The organism is Cognatiyoonia sp. IB215446, from assembly GCF_033963825.1.
Classification (GTDB): domain Bacteria; phylum Pseudomonadota; class Alphaproteobacteria; order Rhodobacterales; family Rhodobacteraceae; genus Yoonia.
In genome coordinates this window covers 424,032-445,071 of sequence record NZ_JAXBMD010000001.1, presented here as the reverse complement: position 1 = coordinate 445,071, position 21,040 = coordinate 424,032, and the positions used below count along the sequence as shown (strand labels likewise).

The 21,040-nt window shown below is 61.1% G+C and carries 25 protein-coding genes; 10 read left to right on the top strand and 15 right to left on the bottom strand.

Translation table 11 applies throughout. The features are described 5' to 3' along the window. Positions 1-85: 85 nt before the first annotated feature. From fmt to def (SLH49_RS02225), 4 genes are read right to left on the bottom strand one after another with little or no spacing between them, the layout of a single operon-like run. On the bottom strand, positions 86-985 hold the full coding sequence (gene fmt, locus SLH49_RS02240) for a methionyl-tRNA formyltransferase (RefSeq protein WP_320267543.1): 900 nt from the start codon (positions 983-985) through the stop codon (positions 86-88). A 52-nt stretch (positions 986-1,037) separates the two neighbouring features. Continuing rightward, on the bottom strand, positions 1,038-1,538 hold the full coding sequence (def, locus tag SLH49_RS02235) for a peptide deformylase (RefSeq protein WP_320267542.1): 501 nt from the start codon (positions 1,536-1,538) through the stop codon (positions 1,038-1,040). After that, a complete protein-coding gene (gene def, locus SLH49_RS02230; RefSeq protein WP_320267541.1) occupies positions 1,535-1,996 on the bottom strand; it encodes a peptide deformylase in 462 nt (153 codons plus the stop codon). The genes def (SLH49_RS02235) and def (SLH49_RS02230) overlap by 4 nt, the downstream gene beginning before the upstream one ends. Beyond that, positions 1,996-2,517: a peptide deformylase gene (def, locus tag SLH49_RS02225; protein ID WP_320267540.1), complete on the bottom strand. Its 522-nt coding sequence runs from the start codon at positions 2,515-2,517 to the stop codon at positions 1,996-1,998. Before def (SLH49_RS02225) ends, def (SLH49_RS02230) begins: the two co-directional genes overlap by 1 nt. A 113-nt stretch (positions 2,518-2,630) precedes the next feature. Here def (SLH49_RS02225) and SLH49_RS02220 point away from each other — a divergent pair, with 113 nt between their 5' ends. The 4 genes from SLH49_RS02220 to SLH49_RS02205 all read left to right on the top strand — a co-directional run bounded on the left by SLH49_RS02220 (position 2,631) and on the right by SLH49_RS02205 (position 5,324). Continuing rightward, entirely contained in the window at positions 2,631-3,038 is a 408-nt protein-coding gene (locus tag SLH49_RS02220; RefSeq protein ID WP_320267539.1) for a hypothetical protein, read from the top strand. After that, complete coding sequence (locus tag SLH49_RS02215) at positions 3,035-3,250, top strand: helix-turn-helix transcriptional regulator (RefSeq protein ID WP_320267538.1); 216 nt, start codon at positions 3,035-3,037, stop codon at positions 3,248-3,250. The genes SLH49_RS02220 and SLH49_RS02215 overlap by 4 nt, the downstream gene beginning before the upstream one ends. Then, positions 3,237-4,079: a GNAT family N-acetyltransferase gene (locus SLH49_RS02210; protein ID WP_320267537.1), complete on the top strand. Its 843-nt coding sequence runs from the start codon at positions 3,237-3,239 to the stop codon at positions 4,077-4,079. Before SLH49_RS02215 ends, SLH49_RS02210 begins: the two co-directional genes overlap by 14 nt. A gap of 75 nt (positions 4,080-4,154) precedes the next feature. Continuing rightward, positions 4,155-5,324 (top strand): MalY/PatB family protein, encoded by a 1,170-nt coding sequence (locus SLH49_RS02205; RefSeq protein ID WP_320267536.1) that lies wholly within the window; start codon positions 4,155-4,157, stop codon positions 5,322-5,324. Positions 5,325-5,330: 6 nt separating this feature from the next. On the opposite strand, the gene SLH49_RS02200 is transcribed toward SLH49_RS02205, so the two are convergent. Further along, positions 5,331-5,945 carry a sel1 repeat family protein gene (locus tag SLH49_RS02200; protein ID WP_320267535.1) on the bottom strand — a complete coding sequence of 205 codons (615 nt, stop codon included), beginning with the start codon at positions 5,943-5,945 and terminating at the stop codon, positions 5,331-5,333. A 140-nt stretch (positions 5,946-6,085) separates the two neighbouring features. Here SLH49_RS02200 and SLH49_RS02195 point away from each other — a divergent pair, with 140 nt between their 5' ends. Next, the gene (locus SLH49_RS02195; protein WP_320267534.1) at positions 6,086-7,600 is read left to right on the top strand and encodes an alkaline phosphatase PhoX; all 1,515 of its coding nucleotides are present in this window, start codon (positions 6,086-6,088) and stop codon (positions 7,598-7,600) included. Positions 7,601-7,752: 152 nt separating this feature from the next. Here SLH49_RS02195 and SLH49_RS02190 read toward each other — a convergent pair whose 3' ends face one another. Then, positions 7,753-8,616 carry a LysR family transcriptional regulator gene (locus tag SLH49_RS02190; RefSeq protein WP_320267533.1) on the bottom strand — a complete coding sequence of 288 codons (864 nt, stop codon included), beginning with the start codon at positions 8,614-8,616 and terminating at the stop codon, positions 7,753-7,755. A 96-nt stretch (positions 8,617-8,712) separates the two neighbouring features. On the opposite strand from SLH49_RS02190, the gene SLH49_RS02185 reads away from it, so the two are divergent. Beyond that, positions 8,713-9,762 carry a sodium-dependent bicarbonate transport family permease gene (locus SLH49_RS02185; protein ID WP_320267532.1) on the top strand — a complete coding sequence of 350 codons (1,050 nt, stop codon included), beginning with the start codon at positions 8,713-8,715 and terminating at the stop codon, positions 9,760-9,762. 36 nt (positions 9,763-9,798) lie between these two features. Here the strand turns inward: SLH49_RS02185 and SLH49_RS02180 are convergent, their stop codons facing one another. The 8 genes from SLH49_RS02180 to SLH49_RS02145 form a co-directional block, all read right to left on the bottom strand. Next, complete coding sequence (locus SLH49_RS02180; protein ID WP_320267531.1) at positions 9,799-10,146, bottom strand: hypothetical protein; 348 nt, start codon at positions 10,144-10,146, stop codon at positions 9,799-9,801. 89 nt (positions 10,147-10,235) lie between these two features. Beyond that, entirely contained in the window at positions 10,236-11,003 is a 768-nt protein-coding gene (gene cobM, locus SLH49_RS02175) for a precorrin-4 C(11)-methyltransferase (RefSeq protein ID WP_320267530.1), read from the bottom strand. Between the two features lie 115 nt (positions 11,004-11,118). Next, positions 11,119-12,939, bottom strand: a complete 1,821-nt coding sequence (gene cobJ, locus SLH49_RS02170) for a precorrin-3B C(17)-methyltransferase (protein ID WP_320267529.1) — start codon at positions 12,937-12,939, stop codon at positions 11,119-11,121. Then, positions 12,930-13,676 (bottom strand): precorrin-2 C(20)-methyltransferase, encoded by a 747-nt coding sequence (cobI, locus tag SLH49_RS02165; protein ID WP_320267528.1) that lies wholly within the window; start codon positions 13,674-13,676, stop codon positions 12,930-12,932. The genes cobJ and cobI overlap by 10 nt, the downstream gene beginning before the upstream one ends. Then, positions 13,673-14,875, bottom strand: coding sequence for a precorrin-6y C5,15-methyltransferase (decarboxylating) subunit CbiE (gene cbiE / locus SLH49_RS02160; protein ID WP_320267527.1), 1,203 nt, complete (start codon positions 14,873-14,875; stop codon positions 13,673-13,675). Before cbiE ends, cobI begins: the two co-directional genes overlap by 4 nt. Further along, a complete protein-coding gene (locus tag SLH49_RS02155; RefSeq protein ID WP_320267526.1) occupies positions 14,868-15,503 on the bottom strand; it encodes a precorrin-8X methylmutase in 636 nt (211 codons plus the stop codon). Before SLH49_RS02155 ends, cbiE begins: the two co-directional genes overlap by 8 nt. Before the next feature lie 78 nt (positions 15,504-15,581). Then, positions 15,582-16,769: a sirohydrochlorin chelatase gene (locus tag SLH49_RS02150; RefSeq protein ID WP_320267525.1), complete on the bottom strand. Its 1,188-nt coding sequence runs from the start codon at positions 16,767-16,769 to the stop codon at positions 15,582-15,584. Next, positions 16,766-17,083 (bottom strand): DUF6732 family protein, encoded by a 318-nt coding sequence (locus SLH49_RS02145; protein WP_320267524.1) that lies wholly within the window; start codon positions 17,081-17,083, stop codon positions 16,766-16,768. Before SLH49_RS02145 ends, SLH49_RS02150 begins: the two co-directional genes overlap by 4 nt. A gap of 192 nt (positions 17,084-17,275) precedes the next feature. Here SLH49_RS02145 and SLH49_RS02140 point away from each other — a divergent pair, with 192 nt between their 5' ends. Next, positions 17,276-18,250, top strand: a complete 975-nt coding sequence (locus SLH49_RS02140; protein ID WP_320267523.1) for a glutathione S-transferase family protein — start codon at positions 17,276-17,278, stop codon at positions 18,248-18,250. On the opposite strand, the gene SLH49_RS02135 is transcribed toward SLH49_RS02140, so the two are convergent. Then, positions 18,207-18,605: a response regulator gene (locus tag SLH49_RS02135; RefSeq protein ID WP_320267522.1), complete on the bottom strand. Its 399-nt coding sequence runs from the start codon at positions 18,603-18,605 to the stop codon at positions 18,207-18,209. The two genes, SLH49_RS02140 and SLH49_RS02135, sit on opposite strands and share 44 nt — an antisense overlap. Positions 18,606-18,809: 204 nt before the next feature. On the opposite strand from SLH49_RS02135, the gene SLH49_RS02130 reads away from it, so the two are divergent. The 3 genes from SLH49_RS02130 to cbiB are packed head-to-tail and all read left to right on the top strand — an operon-like array spanning position 18,810 to position 21,012. Beyond that, positions 18,810-19,184 carry a DUF1636 domain-containing protein gene (locus SLH49_RS02130; protein WP_320267521.1) on the top strand — a complete coding sequence of 125 codons (375 nt, stop codon included), beginning with the start codon at positions 18,810-18,812 and terminating at the stop codon, positions 19,182-19,184. Further along, positions 19,181-20,116 (top strand): threonine-phosphate decarboxylase, encoded by a 936-nt coding sequence (locus tag SLH49_RS02125; RefSeq protein WP_320267520.1) that lies wholly within the window; start codon positions 19,181-19,183, stop codon positions 20,114-20,116. Before SLH49_RS02130 ends, SLH49_RS02125 begins: the two co-directional genes overlap by 4 nt. Then, entirely contained in the window at positions 20,113-21,012 is a 900-nt protein-coding gene (cbiB, locus tag SLH49_RS02120; protein WP_320267519.1) for an adenosylcobinamide-phosphate synthase CbiB, read from the top strand. Before SLH49_RS02125 ends, cbiB begins: the two co-directional genes overlap by 4 nt. Positions 21,013-21,040 lie beyond the last annotated feature (28 nt).

Genomic DNA, 21,040 nt, shown 5'->3' with positions numbered 1-21,040 from the left:
GAACAACAGATACGCGAAAACGCCATTTCCGCCGCGCGACGCTAGCCGCAGGCGCGGGCCAAATCAACCAAGCTGCGTGATTTCGCTAGGAGAGCCTTTCGCCCAGATCGAGCCCCTTCAGCACCTCATCCGCCGCCATTGGCCGCTTGCCCGCCCGTTGCGCGCGCGTGATTTCAACGGCACCGTCACCGCAGACAATGGTAAACCCACCCAGCACCATACCCGGCGCACCGGTGCCCGCCACAAGACGAGACCCCAGCAGCTTGACCCGTTCACCGGCAACGTCGCACCACGCGCCGGGAAAGGGAGAAAGGCCGCGGATCAACCGATCCACCTCTGTGGCCGGCCGCGTCCAATCCACCCGCGCTTCTGCCTTGTTGATCTTTTCGGCATAGGTCACGCCCGCGTCGGGCTGCGGCTCCGGCAACAGATCAGACAACCCCTCCAAAGCTTCGACGATCAGCCGTGCCCCCAATGCCGACAGCCGGTCATGCAGGTCCCCGGTCGTCTCTTCCGCGCCGATCGCCACAGCGTCGCGCAAAAGGACCGGCCCGGTATCCAACCCAGCCTCCATTTGCATGATGCAGACACCTGTCTCAGCATCCCCCGCCATGATCGCCCTGTGGATCGGCGCAGCTCCCCGCCAGCGCGGCAAGAGCGAGGCGTGAATGTTCAAACAACCCGCCTTTGGCGCATCCAGCACCGCCTGCGGCAGGATCAACCCGTAGGCGACCACCACTGCCACATCCGCGCTCAAAGCCGCAAAGGCCTCCTGCGCTTCCGCCCCTTTCAGCGAAACCGGATGCCGGACCTCTAGCCCCAATTCCTCAGCGCGGGCATGCACCGGCGAAGGACGCTCTTTCTTGCCCCGCCCCGCAGGCCGCGGCGGCTGGCAATAGACCGCGGCAATCTCATGCCCGGATGCCGCCAAGGCGTCCAATACCGGCACCGAAAAATCCGGGGTCCCCATGAATATGACGCGCAAAGGCCCCTCCTTCTCATGTTTCAAAATACCTCCGCCGGAGGCTTCCGAACGCTCAACCAGCACCCAACTTCCGGGCTTTCTTAATCAACATATCCCGCTTCACTCGGCTGAGATGGTCAAAATACATCTTGCCCTGCAAGTGGTCGATCTGGTGCTGCACGGAAGTGGCCCAAAGTCCCACGAATTCCTGCCGGTCCCATTGACCCATCGCGTTCAGAAACCGCACGGTGACCGCGCGCGGGCGCGAAATCTTCGCCCAGACGCCCGGCAGATTGGGCGAGCCTTCCTCATGATCGCGCATCTGCACAGAGCTGTGCAGGATTTCCGGATTGGCCAACCGGATCGCCCGACCGCGCTCTTCCGAAGCATCCACCACGGCGAGTGCGAGGCTGACTCCCAATTGAGGTGCCGCCAAACCAACGCCCGGCATCGTATCCATCGCGACGATCATCTCATCCCACAGGGCGTGTACCTCATCGGTGATCGCCTCAACCGGCTCCGTAGGCTTGCGCAATGCCGGATGCGGCCAGGGCACATAAGGGCAATGGCTCATCGCTCTACCCCGTGATCGGTGATCAGCACGCCGTTCAGATGATCGAGTTCATGGCAAAAGCAGATGGCCTGCGGGCCTTCAAACCGGGCAGTCTGCGCCGCGCCATGAGCATCGAGCCACCGCGCCGCGACCCAAGCGGGGCGGTTCACATCAAAGGCACGGTCCGGGATCGACAGACAGGCCTCTGGCCCCGTCACCACATCCTCGGCCCGTGCAAAAATCTCCGGATTAACAAAAGCGATGGGCGTCTGCGGCCCATTTTTCCAGGTCACATCGGTCACAAAAACCCGCGATGACACGCCGACCTGCGGGGCCGCCAGACCACGACCGGGTGCGGCATACATCGTCTCGAACATATCCGCGATCAGCTCCGCCAAATCCTGATCAAACTGCGCCACGGGTACCGCCACCGCGCGCAGAACCGGCTCCCCGATCAGGCACACCTCGCGCAAGGCCATCAGCCGCGCGCCATCTCGCGTTTGCGCTTTTGCATCTTGCGGGTGATCATCTGGCGCTTCAGCGGCTTGAGGTAGTCAATGAACAGCTTCCCATCGAGGTGATCAATCTCGTGCTGCACGCAGGTCGCCCAAAGCCCGTCAAAGCGTTCGCGCTGGGTCTTGCCATCGAGATCGAGCCACTCCACATCAACCTCCGCCGGGCGCTCAACATCGGCATATTGTTCGGGGATCGACAGACAGCCCTCTTCGTAGACGTTGCGCTCATCCGACGACCAGACAACCTGCGGGTTCACCAGCACCATCGGTTGTGGCGTCGCACCCTCGTCCTTTTCGCAATCCATCACGATCAGGCGCGACATAACCGCCACCTGCGGGGCCGCCAGACCGATGCCGGGGGCGTCATACATCGTCTCCAGCATGTCGTCGGCAAGCCGCCTGACGTCATCAGTGATCTCGGCAACCGGGTCGGTCACCTTCTTCAAACGCGGATCGGGGTGGATCAGGATGTTACGCAAAGCCATGGGAGGGATTTAGGCCGCAGCACAAAAAAATGCAACGGAGCGCAGATGTAACCTTGACGTTACAATATTCAACCCTTATGTCACCCCAAGGTTACAAAGCGAAAGGAGCTTCCATGTCGAACAATCCCGTCAGTCGCGCGCGCCTTTTCGGAAGCGCCGCAATCGTCATCGCCACCCTCTGCGCAATCAGCGCCTCGGTTCTGTCTATCGGGCCGCCAGGTCTGACTTGGGCCGCGATCATCGCAACCATCGCAATTGGCTATGCCATTATCTCTGCCGTGATCAGCCTGCTTAACCCCGATGCGGCTGATGCCGCCTGGGACGAACAGAACAGCGCCGTCCATCGCGACAGCCTGATCTTTGGCTTCTGGGCCGTTCTGGCCGTCTTCATCCTCTTCCTTGCGCTCAGCCTGACCGACCGGATGGACCCTGCGATGGCGTTCTACTGGCTGGGCCCCGTCCTCGGCGCAGTGCCGCCCGCCTATTACGTCGTCGCGGTCCTGCGCGGACGCGCTGAATGAGCGTCAGGCTCATCGTCCATCTGCGCGCCCACCGCACCAAGGCTGGCCTGACCCAGGCCGAGCTTGCCGCTGCTGTGGGCGTCTCACGCAAAACGATCAACACCATCGAAAACGGCGTCTTCACCCCGTCCACGATCCTGGCACTCACCCTCGCCGAAGAGCTTGAATGCAGCGTCCATGATCTGTTTGAATTGCCGGATGAGCAGGACTGAAACCATCATCAAAGACGCCAACGCGGTCAGTATGCAAGACCTGTGCACAGCGATGGCCAGCGCCTTTTCTGATTACGCCGTGCCAATCAACCTGACGCTCCCCGCTTTCAGCTTCATGATGAAACAGCGCGGGCTCAGCCCGGAAGCCTCGCGCATCGCCATCGTGGATGGTCAAGTCGCGGCCATCTGGCTCGTCTCCGTCCGCGACGGCGCCTCCTATCTGATCTCAAGCGGGACGAACCCGGAATTCCGGGGGCGCGGGCTGGCCACCAAACTTGCGGAGGCCTCGCTCCGCCACCTGCGCCAAAACGCTGTCGCCACCTTCCAAACTGAAGTGCTTATCGAAAACACGACAGCCTTCGGCCTCTACGACAAGCTCGGCATGAAGAAACACCGGGACCTGTCCTGCTATATCATCACCGGCCCCAAACCGTCGGGCGCAGCACCCGAAATCAGCGAAGTCCCGTGGTCCGAAATCGCCTCAGCGACACAATCACTCCAGGATTGGCCCCCTTCTTGGCAAAACAGCGCCCACTCCGTCGCAGCCATTGCCGATGACATCCGCTGCTTCTGCACCCGCAACGGCACGGCGCTCACAGGCTATGCAGCACTTGCCCCCGGCAGTGGCAACCTGCACCAAATCGGCGTTCTCCCCGACACGCGCGGGCAAGGCATCGGCACCGCCCTGATCAACCACGCGCTCACCGCATCAGACCGGCCGCTGCGGCTGATCAATGCCGACGCCGCCGATACCGGCTTTGCCGCGTTTGTCCGCTCGTTCCCTCATGAACAGACCCAGGGCCAATTCGAACTCCTGATGCGGCTCTGACGACCCACGCGGATTTTGCACCTTGCACTCCGCCGCACCTTCCGTAGCCTGCACGCCGACCAGCAGGAGAGCCCCATGTCATTCGATCACGCCCCCGACCGCCGCAACACCCATTGCGTGAAATGGGACGCGATGGAGCAGCTTTTCGGCGTCAGCCCCGATGACGGCTTGTCCATGTGGGTCGCGGATATGGAGTTCAGGGCCGCCCCACCCATTCAGAAAGCCGTGCAGGACATGGTCGACCACGGCGTCTACGGCTATTTCGGGGATGAGAGCAAATACCGCGCCGCGATCCAGTGGTGGATGGCCGAGCGTCATGGCTGGCAGATCGATCCGTCCTGGATCTTCACCACCCACGGCCTCGTCAACGGCACGGCCATGTGCATCGACGCCTACACCAATCCCGGCGACGGCATCGTCCTCTTCACCCCCGTCTACCACGCCTTTGCCCGCGTGATTGCCGCGGCTGAGCGGCAGGTCGTCGAATGCGAGCTTGTCAACAATAACGGGCGGTATGAGATGGATTTCACCGCCTACGACGCCCAGATGACGGGGAATGAGCGGATGGTGATCCTCTGCTCCCCCCACAATCCCGGCGGGCGGGTCTGGACCAAGGCGGAACTCCAGGCCGTCGCCGCCTTCGCCAAACGGCACGAGTTGATCCTGGTCTCGGACGAAATCCACCACGACCTGACCATGCCCGGCCAGACCCACACGCCCATGGCCCATATCGATGGGATCACAGAACGGCTGATCATGATGACGGCCACCACAAAGACCTTCAACATCGCAGGCAGCCATGTGGGCAATGTCATCATCGAAGACCCCGATCTGCGCGCCCGCTTTGCCAAACGGATGGCGGCCCTGGGCATGTCGCCCAACAGCTTTGGCCTCTTCATGGCCACGGCCGCCTATACACCCGAAGGGGCCGCATGGGTCGATGATTGCTGCGCCTACATCAACGAAAACCGCAAGATTTTCGACACAGGCGTCAACGCGATCCCCGGCCTCGCCTCCATGCCGCTTGAGGCCACCTATCTCGCCTGGGTGGACTTCACGAATACCGGCATGGCCCGCGAAGAGTTCACCGCGCGCGTGCAGGACAAAGCCAAGATCGCCGCCAACCACGGACCAACCTTCGGCAAAGGCGGCGAGAGCTTCCTGCGCTTCAACCTCGGCGCCCCGCGCGTGCAGGTGGAAGACGCCGTAGCTCGGCTGCAAAAGGCATTTGCTGACTTGCAGTAGCGCCCTCTAGAAGAACGGGCCGTATTTCCAGTCGTCGGCATCCGGGGTCACCTCGTCCAGATCGTAATCCGCACCCTGCAACCGCCTTGCAATATCCAGCCCGTCTGCCGCCGCCTGGTCAACGAGTTGTCGACCCAATGCCTCGTCCTGCGCGACGCCATGACCGCGCATCAGGTTCAAGCCATGGTTAAACCGGGCAACCGGGTCACCCGCCTCTGCCGCGCGCCGATCCCATTCGGCTGACGCATCCGGATCATAGGCACCGCCCATACCGTTGTTTTCCAGCTGGCTCATCCAGGTCATCGCCTTGGTGTACCCCGCCTCGGCGCATTGCCGCGTCAGTTCCCGCGCAAGCTCATGTGCGTCATTCTTGGTGGCGTTAATACCCAGCGAGCAGGTCACCGAGTCGATCACACCCATTTCGATCTTGCGGATCAGCATTTCGCGGCCCGTATCCTGCGGGTTCAGGATGCCCAGCTCATCCTCCACCGTCACCGGTGGATCTGCATGCACCGCTACTGGAAACAGTGCGGCAAGAAGTACCAGATGTCGCATGTCAATGACCTCCGCAAGAGGCAGGATATCATCCGGATTGCATCCAGTCACCGCGGCGAAGGTCATAGAGAGCCTGACTGGTGTTGGCCGATGCCCCGCCGTTACAAATCGGTCATCTGGCCTTGATCCCCCTGTGATCTTCTTCCGCGACCCTTTGCGTGGGTGGCGCAACCACCCGTTGTTCCACCACAAACAGGGAGACAGACATGCCAGTTACCACCAGCCGTCGTTCGCTGATCACCGGGGCTGCCGCCTCGGCCCTTGCCCTGCCATTTTCCGGCCTCTACGCCCGCCGCGCCGCCGCTTTGACACGGATGGAGCCCATCGGCTCCCCCTATGGCCCCGTCGCACCGGTGCGCGATCAGGTCACCGGTCTGCCGCTTTTGCAACTGCCCGAAGGCTTCACCTACCAGACATTCGGCTGGGCCGGCGACCTCATGGACGATGGTAACCCGACCCCCATCGATCATGACGGAATGGCTGTCGTCCGCTCGCGCGTTGTGAATGGCGAAACCGAACTCACCCTTGTGCGCAATCACGAAGACAAGCTAAACCCCATGATCGGCACGATCCCGGCACCCGCCGTCTATGATACCGCCGACGTGGTGGATGAAGAGGATGCCGGTCGCCCCTCTGGCGGCACAACAAACCTTGTCTTCCGGGGTGGCAAGTTCGTCTCAACCGTACCGTCACTTGGCGGTACCTTCGACAATTGCGCAGGCGGACCGACCCCGTGGGGCACGTGGCTGACCTGCGAAGAAGACCTGATCAACTTCACCGATCAGGGCGGCAAGAAACACGGCTATGTCTTTGAGGTTGCCGCCGATGCGGATCAGACGACCGGCAATCCCATCGTCGGCATGGGCCGCTTCGTGCACGAGGCGATCGCCTATGACCCGGTCTCAAACGCGATTTTCCTGACCGAGGACAGCCGCAATCAGGCCGGCCTTTACAAGTTCCTGCCCAATGATGACAGCCGCCGCATCGGCGCGCTGGAACAAGGCGGCGCGCTTTACATGGCCAAGGTCGCGGGCGAGGATAAGGCCGACCTGATCCAGCCGATCATGGGCGAAAGCTACCAGATCGAATGGGTGCTGATCGAAGACCCCGATCTTGACCCGCAAACTTTCACCGAAGCCCCGTTCGAGGCCGACAACCTCGCCTCCGGCCCCTTCGTGCAAGGCCGCGATGCGGGTTGTTTGCGGATGAGCCGCCTGGAAGGCTGCTGGTACTCCGCCTCTGACCGGCTCGTCTATCTGGTCGACACTTCATCCGGGGTCGATGAAGACGGTGCCATCGGACGCGGCGACGGCTCTGTCTGGACGTTCGACCCCGCCTCTGACCGGCTGACCTGCATCTTCCAGGCCGAGAACAAGGCGGCAGGCAACAATTTCGACAACATCACTGTCAGCCCCCGCGGCGGTGTCCTGCTCTGCGAGGATGGCGGCGGCGTCGAAGATGCCTTTGGCATTGGCGAACGCCTGATGGGCCTGACCCCGGCGGGTGAGACATACCTATTCGCCAAGAACAACGTGATGCTGACAGAGGCTGACATTCGCGGCGCGGGCAAGTCGCTCGAATTCATCACCGCCGAGGATCATCGCAACAACGAATGGGCCGGGGCGACTTTCGACCCGTCCGGCCGAGTGCTGTTTGTGAACATCCAGACGCCGGGCATCACCTTCGCCATCGAAGGCCCGTGGGAACGCGGCCTGCTCTGATTTGGGAAAGCCAAAAGGCGGCATTTCGGTGCCGCCTTTCGCGTGATGCAACGCGCGCTGCGTTAAGGCGCGCCGTGTATGACGTTGTGCGTACAGCATATGTAAAGGATCTGTACGCCTTCTGCACACGATAACAGGGCCCTTTTGGGGCGTTAAACATTGGCCTCCAGAAGCGGCGCGAGCAATGGATGCGGGAAACTCCGCCGGATCGTGACCGCAAAAAACGCCTCTGTAATCTGCAGATCAAACGGCGCCGTCGCGATCCGGCCAGAGGCGATTTCATCCGCCAGAACCACCGTCGGCGCCACCGCCAACCCGGCATTCGCCCGCGCCAGCAGGCGCACCATCGCCATGTCATCCACATCCGCCAGAATACGCGGCGTGACCCCAAGTTTGGCCACCAGACTGTCAAACGCAATCCGGATCGCATTGTCTGTGGGCACGATAAGTGGTTCATTTTGCAGTGCTTCTTTCAGGCTCGCATGACGCAGGCGGTTAGGTGTGCCATGCAGTGCAACAACCTGCTCGGCCAGCCGATGTGCGGTAAAATCACCCCCCGCCTGCGGTGGTTCGGTCGTCAGCACCACGTCCAGCGCGAGAGATTTGAGCGCGGTGAAAAGCACCGCCGCACTGCCTGATTTCAACACCAGATCGACGCCCCCATCGGCCAGGAGCGGCGCCAGAAACCGCATCTGAAAGTTCCGCGACAGTGTGGAGAGCGCACCAACCCTTAACGGCGGCTTTACCATGCTGCTGGCATCAAGCGTCGCCAGCAATTCCGCCCCCGTCCCAAAAATCCGATCCGCATGATCCAGCACGATCCGCCCCACTTCGGTCAGTTCCAGCTTGCGGCCCACCCGCTGGAACAGATCATGGCCCAGCCGGGCCTCTAACTGCTTGATTTGCGTAGATAAAGCCGACTGAGACAGGTTCACGCGCGCCGCCGTCCGAGTCAGGTTGCCATCATGCGCGACCTCGCGGAAGTACCGCAGGTGATGATAGTTCAGGTTGTCCATAGTTCTTATTTATAGAACAATTTATGCCAAAAGATATATTTTTCTTTTCGCCCCCGCGCATGCATATGACCCGTTAGAGCCGCAAAAGGGTCAGATATGGACATCCTCGTCGACATCGCGACAACCATCGTCGCACAGATGCAAAAGCCAACGCTGGCCTTTCTCTTGGGCGGCATGATGCTCGCCGCATTGGGCAGCAAGCTGGAAGTCCCTGATCCTGTTTACAAATTCATCGTCATTCTGTTGTTGCTGAAGGTGGGCTTGGGTGCCGGCATCTCCATCAGAGAGGCTGATTTTGTCGCCCTCATGGTCCCTGCCTTGGGTGCCGCGCTCATCGGCATCCTGATTGTCTTCCTCGGCGGCATCACCCTCGCCCGCAGGCGCGGCGTGGCGCCCATGGACGGGATGGCCACGGCGGGGCTTTTCGGCGCCGTCTCCGCCTCGACCCTAGCTGCAGGCATGGCGATGCTCGACAGCGAAGGCATCTTTTACGAGGGCTTCATCGGCGCGCTTTACCCGTTCATGGACGTCGCGGCCTTGGTCACTGCCATCATCCTCGCGAGGATGAGTGCTGCACGCAAAGCCGCACCCGCCGCTGCAGGCGGAACCGCGACCCTCACTGTCGGCGGCGGCCCCGGCTTCAACGGTGATCTGATCAAGGGCATTCTTGTCGACACGCTGCGCAGCCCGGCCATCTCGGCTCTGCTTCTGGGTATCATGATCGGCCTCTTCGCGCGCCCCGAAAGCGTCTACGAAAGCTTCTACGAACCACTCTTCCGCGGCCTTCTGTCGATCCTGATGCTGATCATGGGGATGGAGGCGTGGTCGCGCCTGTCAGAACTGCGCAAAGTCGCCCACGCTTACGTTCTTTACGGGATTACAGCGCCGATCATCCACGGCCTTCTGGGTTTTGCCGTCGGCCTCGCCGCCCACCACCTGACGGGTTTCTCTGGTGGAGGTGTTGTTCTGCTGGCCGTCATGGCCGCCTCAAGTTCGGACATCTCCGGCCCGCCCACGATGCGTGGTGCCCTGCCAGAGGCGAACCCTTCCGCCTATGTCGGCACCTCCACCGGGCTCGGCACACCTGTCGCGATCCTTAGCATCCCGCTTTTCATCGCGTTGGCCGAGCAATTCATCGGTTTCTGAGACAGTAAGGTCATCGCGGCACCCCGCCGCGATGGCTCAATTCCCGATCAGACCCGCAGGCACGAAATCAGGGCGCACAAAATCGGCAGCAGGCTGGTTCGCCACAGGTGTCAGCCACTTGAACTCAAACACCCGCTCATCATCCTCATCAACCGAAGATACAACAAGGCATTGGTAAAGGTGCTTTGGCCCGTCATAGATATCGACATGGCCACGCAGCCGCTCCGACCCTTCAAGATCAAGGGCAAAGCCGCCATCCCAGAAACGCCTGATGCGATAGGTTTCATCGCCATCATGAACCGCCAGCCGGTCCTTTCGCTTCAACGCAGCTTTCCGAGCATCTTCTAAACCCTGACGCACAGCCTCAGGCAAAAACGTATACATTACAGTCCCCTCCAGACATGGCTCAAGATGACCGAAAGAAGGTAAATATCAAGTAACGAAATCCGCCGCAGCGCGGCAAACCCTTGCAATTAAGCCTTCACGCGGGGCCGCAAAACATGCGGTTTGGCCGCATCGTAAAGCGCGCTGTCAGGAAAGCCATGCGAATCGGCCAGGGCAGGCCCCACGAGAATCAGTGCCGTCCGTGTGATCTTGGCCGCACGCACCTTCTCACGCACATCCGTCAATGTGCCCCGAATGATCATCTGATCCGGCCACCCGACGCGGTACACCACAGCCACCGGACACTCCGCCCCGTAATGGGGCACCAATTGCCGCTCGATCTCGCGCAGCGCGCGGACGCCCAGATGGATCGCCAATGTGGCGCCGGAACGGGCGAAATTCTCCAGCGTCTCACCCGGCGGCATGCCTGTCGATTTCATCGACATCCGCGTCAGAATGATCGATTGGGCCACTTCCGGCACTGTCAGCTCAGTCCCCAAGGCCGCAGCCGCCGCCGCATAGGCGGGCACGCCGGGAATGATCTGGTAATCAATCCCATCCGCCTTCAACCGCCTAATCTGCTCGGCAATCGCGCCGTAAAGCGATGGATCGCCCGAATGTACCCGGGCGACATCCTGCTCCTTGCCATGCGCCTCCATGATCACCGCATGGGTCTCATCCAGCGTCATCGGTGCGGTATCCATCACCAACGCCCCTTCCGGCGCACAAGACACAACGTCGGCAGGCACCAAAGAGCCCGCATACAAACAAACCGGACAAGCACCAATCAGCCGCGCCGCTTTCAAGGTCAAAAGCTCCGGGTCACCCGGCCCTGCACCGATAAAGTAAACTGTCATATTGCCTCCATGGAATGGCGGGGTCGTAGGGGAACAAGAATGGCTCCGGTGGAGCCATTCCCCCGAAGACGGGCGGAGCCCCGGGGGAGGGCGGCTTTCGCGCAGCGAAACAGCGTCATCCCGCCAGATCCCCATCAATCTTGCGCGCGTAACCGCGCGGCGTATACATCCGCGGCCCCTCGCCCAATTGCGCCAACCGCGAGTGCGATGACCCGATCAAAACGACAGTCAGCATATCCACCTCGTCAACCTCTAGTTCATCCAACCGGCGGTAGCGCACATGTTCCTCCGGCCGTCCCAGCGAAGTGGCCAGCATCACCGGCGTCGCCCCGGGCCGATGCTTCAGCAGAATATCACGTGCCTCCGCCAGCAATGTCCGCCGCCGCATCGATACCGGATTGTAGAACGCGATCACAAAGTCCCCTTCAGCCGCCGCTCGCAGGCGCTTCAGAATATCCTCCCGAGGTGTCAGCAAATCAGACAGCGAAATCGCGCAAAAGTCATGCCCCAAAGGCGCCCCCGCCCGCGCAGCGGCCCCTTGAAGTGCGCTCACCCCGGGTGAACATATAACCTCAACCCTGCGTGCCGCATCCGACACCCCCATCTGATCCGGTCCCCGGTCCAACAACTCAAAGACAAGCGCCCCCATCGCATAAATCCCGGCATCACCCGAACAGACAAGGGCCACGTTCTTGCCCGTCCCCGCCTGCTCCAACGCATAGCGGCACCGATCTTCCTCACCACCTAACGGAAAATCCGACCGCTCTTTGCCCACCCCCAGCGGCCCTAGTAGATCGATATAGAGACCGTAGCCCACCAGCTCATCCGCCTCGGCCACCAGCTTCGACACCTCTGGCGTCCGCCATGCGGCTTGCCCCGGACCGATCCCAACAACCGAAAGCCGCCCACGCCTGCGCCCGCGCAATTCCGTCGACGGGGCTTTGGCTTCCGCAATCGCGCATGTTGCATTCGCAGATTTGCGCTTTGGCACTGATAAGCGCGCCGCGTTACCCGCTTGCGCCAAAGCCGCCGCCTCCGATACACCGTGTGTGCCCACTTCGGCAAAAACCACGTCAGAGGGATGCGCCAATCTAGGTGTCTCAGCCTCCAATTCCTCCGCTGAAAACAACCGCAACGGCAGGCGCAACCGCGCCGCCAACTCGATCACCGCTGGCTCATCGGCCTTGAGCGCCACCGTGTTGACAGAGCTTAAGGCTTCAGCGCAAATACCAGCCTCTGCAAGCGCATCATTAACAAGCGCGCTCAGTTCCTCAGGCGAACAATCCCGCGCGCAGCCCACCCCCAGCGCAAAGCACGTCGGTGCAAACTGGAGATGATCCGATCCCAGATCAGCCAACCGGGCGGTACCGCAACTGATCCGCAGCCCATCACCCGATGGCAAATCCCGCAACCAGGTGGCGCCCCCCGCGTCCCGCCCCTCGACCTTCGCACCAGCCCCGGACAATAGAAGCGCCATCGCCTCCTTTGCCTGTTGCGGATTGACCAATGACCAGCCAGCGGGCGGCGCGTCCAGCGCCACACCAAGCGCCACATCCCCCGCAGTGGTCACGGCCGCGACAGCGTCCAACGCCTCCGCGATCTCTGCCGCCAGCCGGTTCGCCCCGCGATGCCCGCCCAGGAGGGGCACCACGACCGATCCGTCATCCGCCACCGACACCACCGGCGGCTCAGCCGTCTTGTCCGCCAGCAAAGGCGCCATGGCGCGGATCAGGATGCCTGATGCACAGACCCCCACAATCGGCACACCGGCGGCAAAGAGATCACGCGCATGATCCAGCGCATTGGGAAAGAACGCATCCGCCTGATCCACCCGACCCTCCCGGCCGTGGACCCGCGCATCCAAGGCCTCGGCCACACGATGGGCCGTGACCTCCCCCGACCGCGAAAGCGCGAGAACAACCGGTTTCACAGCCATGGGTCAGCCCCTTTCGCAAGCAGGATCATTGAAAAATAGGGGGCGCATTCCGGCGCATCGGCAAGTGGCAAAACCACCTCCTCTGGCAGGCTCGCCCGTTCCACATAGACCGCCGCATCCGTCAGCCCCAGTTCAGAAATTACCCTTCGGATCTTCGGCAAATGCCGCCCCACTTTCATAATCACAACGCTTTCCGCCCCATCAATCCGGGCACGCAGTTCTTCCTCTGGCAGCGGCCCCGGCAAGATCGTCAAACGCTCATTGCGCGCAGCCAGCGGCATCCCCGCACGCGCCGCACAGGCCGTGACCGAGGTCACCCCCGGCACAACCTCAACCCGATAACGCGCTGACAGGCGCGCAAAAAGATACATGAACGAGCCGTAGAAAAATGGGTCTCCTTCGCAGAGACACACGACATCGCAGCCCTGCTCCAAAGCCTCGGCGATCCGTGCTGCACCATCGTCATAGGCCGCCTGCGCCGGGGCGCGCTCTACGGTCATCGGCACATCCATAACGATCTCTTGTGCGTCCTCGGCAATCAAATCCGCCGCAATCGCCCGCGCAAAACTCGCCGCCCCCGCAAGGGTCGGATAGGCCACAACGCCCGCTCCTTCGATCAACCGCGCCGCGCGCAAGGTGATCAGATCCGGTGCACCGGGACCGACGCCCACGCCAAAGAGCGTCCCACGGGATGGTGGGAGGGGCGAATTGGCATCGCCAAGAGCGTCTCCCGTCATCGCTTCACCAGGCTCCATTGGGTGACCGGCATCAAAGGCCGCCACCCAGTCAACCCGCCCACCGGCTCCGCGCGATGCACGGACAGTTTCGCCAGATCGCCGCCATACTCCTTATGCAGCGCAATAAGCTCCGTCTCACTCTCCAGCGTCACAGCGTTCGCCACCAAGCGTCCCAGTGGACGCAGCGCAGACCAGGCCGCTGAAAACGTTTCTTGGCTCAGCCCACCCCCGATGAAAATCGCGTCTGGTGCGTCCATGCCCTGCAGAGCGTGAGGCACCTCACCATCCACCAGTTCCAGCTTCGGCGCGCCCAGCGCCAGCGCGTTGGCCGCCGCCATCGCGCGCCTATCCGCGCGGGGTTCGATCCCTATCGCACGCGCATAGCGGGCCGCGCGCATCCATTCGATGGCAACAGAGCCACTGCCACAACCGACATCCCACAAAAGCGCGCCACGCATCGGCATCAGCTTGGCCAATGTGGCCGCCCGCACCTCGCGCTTGGTCATCGTTCCGTCGGATTGAAAAAGATCGTCAGCCAAGCCCGGTACACGCGGCAGCAGGGCCGCATCCTGTGCCGCGGCACATTCGACAGCAAGCGTGTTGAAGGCTGGCACAACATGGTCCCAGCTTTCGGCCAGCCCATCAAACCGCGCCTCATCCTTGCCACCCATCGCCGCGAGCACCGTCATCCGCGACCCGCCAAATCCCCGTTCTGTCAGAAAACGGGCGATCTGCCCCGGCGTCTCTTCCCCGGTTGTCAGGATCAGTAACCGCGCGTCAGGCTGGATAAAGGCGATCATCTGCTCGACCGGGCGGCCATGCACGGTCAGCGTCTCCACATCCGCAAGTGACCAGCCCATCCGCGCCGCCGCCAATTGAAAAGCGGAGAGTTGCGGGTGATAGATAATCTCGACAGGATCAATTTCCCGACCGATCCGGGCGCCGACGGAATACCAAAGCGGATCACCTGTGGCGAGCACGACAACACGGCGGCCACGCAAGTCCTCAATGGCACCGATCAAGGCATTAAACGGATGCGGCCAAGACAGGCGCTCGGCTGTCAGATTGTCCGCCAACGTATGATGACGTTCCCCGCCAATAACGATCTCCGCCGCTTCAACAACGGCACGGGTCGCAGGCAAAAGACCCGCCATACCGTCCTCGCCGATACCAACAATATGTAGCCAAGGCTCAGACATCTTCCGGCAACCCCGCCGCCAGCGCATTGACTGCCGCTGAGGCTATTGCTGATCCGCCGCGCCGCCCGCGTAAGGCTATGAAGTCGCAGCCGCGCGGGTCGCGGGCGAGTTCCGCCTTGCTCTCTGCTGCGCCCACAAAGCCCACAGGAAACCCCAAAATCACTGCGGGCTTGGGCCATCCCTTTTCCAAGAGCTCCAGCAAATGGAATAGCGCCGTTGGCGCATTGCCAATTGCTACGACAGCGCCTGCAACATGGTCTTTCCACAGTTCCACCGCCGCTGCAGACCGCGTGTTGCCAATCTCGGCGGCGTGTCCCGGCACCGCCGGATCGTTCAGCGTCACGATCACCTCATTGCCTGCGGGGAGATATCGCCGAATGATGCCCGCCCCCACCATCTCGCAATCGCAAAGGATCGGTGCACCGGCCTGCAAAGCGGCTTGGCCAACAGCGGCTGCGTTTGATGAAAAAGCAAGGCGGTCCGCAATTTCAACCATGCCGCAGGCATGGATGAGCCGCGTCATCAGGGGGCGCATCTCGGCAGGGAACCGGTCCAGCCGCGCCTCATGCCGGACAATGGCAAAGCTCTCTGCATAGATCGCATGTGGGTCCGTTTGATAGGGTCGCATCTCACCACCTGCCGCATGCGGCGGGAGAGAATTTTTCGTCGAAAAATTTTGCGAACGAATTATGCAAAAATTCGTTCCTCATGGTTTCGCCCTGCGCGCACTTTCCGGCCCGTGCGGATGATCTGCATGAGGGTAGGGCGCGTGATGGTGGTGATGATGATCATGATCGTGACCATGGTGATGGTGGTGGTGATCAGCCATCTCCAACCGGCAGCGCCCCGTGCAGAAGGTGTCACAGAAGGTGCAATCGGCCACGTTTGAGCCCGGCGCGTTCGCCCCCTGCCCTTCCACATGATGGTGATGACTTTCCTGCACCGCGCCGACCTCGGCCTCGAAACCCAGCACCTGCACGCGGTATTTGCACAGCACACATGTCGGCGGCGGGATGGCGCCAAAGGCTGGATGTTTGCGGTCCGCCGCACTGATATGGCGATGCCCGCCATCCTGCAGCGCAAGAACCTGTTCGCGATATCCGCAGGCCCCACAATTGGGGGGCGGGCTGTCACTATCCTGTTCCAGAATGCGTTCAGCGAAGGTTTCAAGCACCTTCGGGTGATCGCCCAGATAACCCGCCTTCACGAACTGAATGTCCGGATTTTCCGCCGCCACCTGATCGGTGAAGCCATAGATCCGGTCAATCAGAATGCCGGAGAAGAGGAAATAGGGGAAGACAATGACCCGCCTATAGGGCAGCCGCGCCACGTGGCTCAAGCATGGTTCCACCAGCGGGAAGGTCACACCGGAATAGCCGACCTCGCACCAGCCGAATCCCATCCCTTCCTGCAGCATCCGCGCGATCTTGGAGACATTGCCATTCGCGTCGGGGTCAGAGGCGCCGCGACCAATTACCACCAGACAGGTCTCAACCAAAGACATTTCGCCCAGTTCTGCATTCGCACGCGCCACGGCCTCCTGGATACGGCCCGCCGCGGCGGCGATCATCTTGGGGTCCACGCCTAATTCGCGCCCATAGGACACTTCGATACTGTGTTCCGCCGCGTAGGAATTCAGGACCGTAGGAATATCGTTCTTGGCATGCATCGCTGCAAAAAGCATGCCGGGCACGGCCAAAATCCGTTCGCAGCCCGCGGTGCGCAAATTGTCGAGCCCGTCGCGGATCACCGGATTGGCGAATTCCAGATAGCCGTAATCGGTGACCCAATCCGGCGGCAGGTAGTCCGGCAGCTTCTCGGCCAGCACCGCAAATTCATCCACCGCTGACTGGCTGCGCGAGCCATGGCCGCAGATCATCACTCCGGTTTTCATGCGGCCTCCTCTTCCAGCTCTTCTTCGGGCTCAGGCTCTTTCTTCTTGCCCTTCAGCGCCCCCCAAATCGCGGCCAGCCCGGCCAAAGCAATCGCGGCCCCCGCCACCCAATGATCATGGCCTGCCAATTCACCCCAATGGCCCGGATCGGCAACGGCGGCTGACCCGGCAAAAACAAGCAGCACTATGGCAAAAAGGGGCATCTCTTCCTCCGATTTATTGCACGACCAGAGGCCCGGTTTTCCGGGGATGACGATATGGCGCTTTGGCCCCCTGCTTGGGTCGACCGCCGCACCAACAACCGTTCTGGCCACATTGGGCTTCGTCTTTCAGCCTTATACGAGGCGGCCAAGGCGACAGCAAACCCATAAACGACAATTTGCCGACCAATGTCGGCCAGAGCGCGGCGTCGTTACTGTGCATCCACGCACCCTCCCTGCGCCCTGATCGCCCTTGGTTCGCTGGCACGCTTGCTTTAGCTCCTCGTCAAGCGAAGGAGTAAGACAATGGGCCAGCTTGTTGACGGCGTCTGGCAGGACGTCTGGTATGATACAAAATCGACCGGTGGCGCCTTCAAGCGCAGTACCGCAAAGTTCCGAAACTGGATCACCGCAGATGGGTCGGCTGGCCCGTCCGGCGAGGGTGGCTTCAAAGCCGAAAGTGGTCGCTACCACCTTTACGTCTCCTATGCGTGTCCCTGGGCGCATCGCACGCTGATCTTTCGGCAGCTCAAAGGGCTGAAAGACCATATCAGCATTTCGGCGGTGCATCCCGATATGCTCTCTGACGGGTGGACGTTTGAGACTGACGATAAGGGTGCGACGGGCGATATGCTTTTCGGCCTTCCATTCACACGCGACATCTACCTGAAGGCCGATCCGAAAATCTCCGGTCGGGTAACCGTTCCGATCCTGTGGGACAAAGCGCGTGAAACCATCGTCTCAAACGAATCCTCTGAGATCATTCGCATGTTCAACAGCGCCTTTGACACCATCACAGGCAATACGGATGATTACTGGCCCGAAGCACTGCGCGACGCCATTGCGCCCGTGAATGATCGGATTTACGACACGCTCAACAATGGTGTTTACAAATCCGGCTTTGCTACGACGCAAGAGGCTTATGACGCCGCCGTGCATCCGCTGTTTGACACGCTTGACTGGTTGGAAGACCGGTTGAGCCAGAACCGCTACCTGATGGGCGACACACTGACCGAAGCGGACTGGCGGCTATGGACGACCCTTGTCCGGTTCGACCCGGTTTATCACCTGCATTTCAAATGTAACCGCAAGCGTATCGCGGATTACCCCAACCTTTCAGGCTATTTACGCGAGCTTTACCAGATGCCGGGCATTGCTGAGACGGTGAACATGGAGCACATCGTGCGCCACTATCACTACAGCCACGAAAGCATCAATCCGCACCGGATCATCCCGATCAACCCGATACAGGATCTCTGGGCACCTCATGGCCGGAGCTAGGGCTGCCGTAGTAATGCACGATCTCGGCCAGATCGCGCGGTGGCGTCGCGGTCTGGATGAAAGCCCGGGCATTGGCGCTGTGATGAAAGATTGACCCGTCCGAAAAGAAGGTCGTATTCGTCACAAAGACCACATTGGCCTGCGGCTGGCGGAACTGCGCGAAATCAGCCACGGTCAGCGCGCTTCCCTCGGTCAGAACCAGATCCAACACGATCACATCGAACAATGTCGCCTCGATCTGCGTCAGCGCCTGTTCGCCGGTATTGACCAGTGTGACGTCAGCGTCCAAGCGTTCCAGATGCTGCTGCCAGAGCAGACCCAGGTTCTTGTTGCTTTGGACAATCAAAACGCGCATGTCTTCCTCGCTGGTCCACACTTTATTAACTAGGCGTGAACAAATGGTAAATTAACCTCTTGGAAACACAAATCTGTCCAATTTACTAACGAAGTGTTAACGCGCGCGTCAGCCTGTACCAAAAGACACTCACAGCGCCTAAAGTTGACGTGAACGGCAAGAATCCGCCTGCCAAAAATGAAGAAAAGAGCAGAAATTGAACGTATGACAACCTGGATAACTACATGTGACACGTGCAAGCGCGATGGCTGGGACGAGGGCGAGATGACCCAAACAGATGGTGAGTCGCTTGCGGATTTGATTGAAGCGGCGGCAACCGGACTTTCGGGCGTCAAAACCAGACGTGTCTCCTGTCTGATGGGCTGCAAAAACGCCTGCAATGTGACGATTCAGGGACATGGTAAACTCAGTTACACGCTGGGCGCATTCACGCCTGACCCCGAAAGCGCCTCTGGCATCGTGGCCTATGCGATGGCGCATGCGGGGTCGGAAACCGGCCAGGTACCCTATCGTGAATGGCCACAGGCGATCAAAGGGCATTTCGTGACACGTCATCCGCCATTGCCGGAGGATGAGTGACCGCTCCGCGTGATCATGGCGGCGGCATTGACGCGGCCATCGCCACCTTTGGCGGCACGCGGGAGGGGTGGTTGGACCTGTCGACCGGGATCAACCCGGTGCCCTATCCGATGCCGACACTGCCGCGGGATGCGTGGCGGGCTCTACCCGATCAGGCCGCTTTCGCCCAGCTTTATGCTCGAGCGCGCAGTTTCTGGAACGTTCCAGACGGCGCAGCCATTGTCGCGGCACCGGGCGCTTCTGCAATCATTGCTGCGCTGCCAAGGGTGTTGTCGCAGGGCAAGGTCTGCATTCCCGGCCCCACATATAACGAACACGGCGCGGCGTTTCGTGCTGCGGGCTGGACATTGACCCCTGACGCAAGCGATGTGCTTGTTGCGGTCCATCCCAACAACCCCGATGGGCGACATTGGACGGCGACGGAACTGGACGCACCAACAACAATCATCGACGAAAGCTTTTGCGATATCGCACCCGAAGCCTCGTTGATCGGCCTTGCGGCACAACCGGGTAGGGTCATCCTCAAGAGTTTCGGCAAGTTCTGGGGTCTTGCGGGCATGCGGCTGGGCTTTGCGATTGGTGATCCTGATATCATTGCAAATCTCGGCGAAGTGTTGGGCCCCTGGCAGGTCTCTGGCCCCGCCCTGGCCATCGGGGCCGAAGCTTTGGCCGATCCGCAATGGGCGGACGAAACGCGCGAGCGCCTGAAAGATGATGCGACCCGGTTGGATACGTTGCTAACCGGGACTGGCGCGGAACTGGTTGGCGGCACGCCACTATTCCGCCTTTACAAGGTGCAAAACGCAAAAGCCGCGCAAACCCATCTGGCCCGCAGGCACATCTGGTCACGCGTCTTCCCTTATGCCGACGACTGGCTGCGCCTTGGCTTGCCCGCGCCAGAGCGCTGGCCAGAACTCGAAGCCGCGTTTTGACCCTGATTTTAGGCATGGTGCTTGATGCGCTGATAGGAGAGCCGCGGTGGCTCTGGTCACGTCTCCCGCATCCCGCTGTGATCATGGGGCGACTGATCGGCTGGTGCGACAGATCGTTCAACAACGGGCCTCGGAGGCGGCTGATGGGGACACTGACGCTGATGGAGCTTTGTATCTTCGCAGGGGTCGTCGGGTGGTTGCTGCAACGCGTACCCGGAACTGTGATCGACGTTGTAATCCTTGCGGTGCTGCTCGCCCAGAAATCTCTTGTCGACCACGTACAGGCCGTGGGTGACGCACTGCGCCTTTCACTGGGCGACGGGCGACGGGCCGTTGCGATGATCGTAGGGCGCGACACAAAAGAGATGGACCGCCCCGCCGTTGCGCGATCGGCCATCGAAAGCGCTGCCGAAAACCTCTCTGACGGGGTGATCGCGCCCATCTTCTGGTTTGCGGTCGCAGGCCTGCCGGGCCTGTTAATCTACAAGATCACAAACACTGCCGACAGCATGATCGGCTACCGCACGCCCCGCCACGCCGATTTCGGCTGGGCCGCCGCGCGATTTGACGACCTTCTGAACCTCATCCCCGCCCGCCTGACCGCAGTGCTGATCTGGACGGTCACAACGCGCCCTGACCCCAGGCACATCATCAAAGAGGCGCCTCTGCACCGCTCCCCTAATGCTGGCTGGCCAGAGGCCGCAATGGCCCACGGCCTGAGCATCGCGCTGAGCGGCCCGCGCAGCTACGACGGTGCGCTGCGCGACTATCCGTTTGTCAACGGGGCGGGCCGCCATGATCTTGGGCCAGAAGACATAGATCAAACCGTTGGTGTGCTTTGGCGCTGCTGGGGCTTGGCCTTGGTGCTGGCCATGCTGGGATATGCGTTCTTCTGACAACTCAGATCACAGCACAATCGGCATC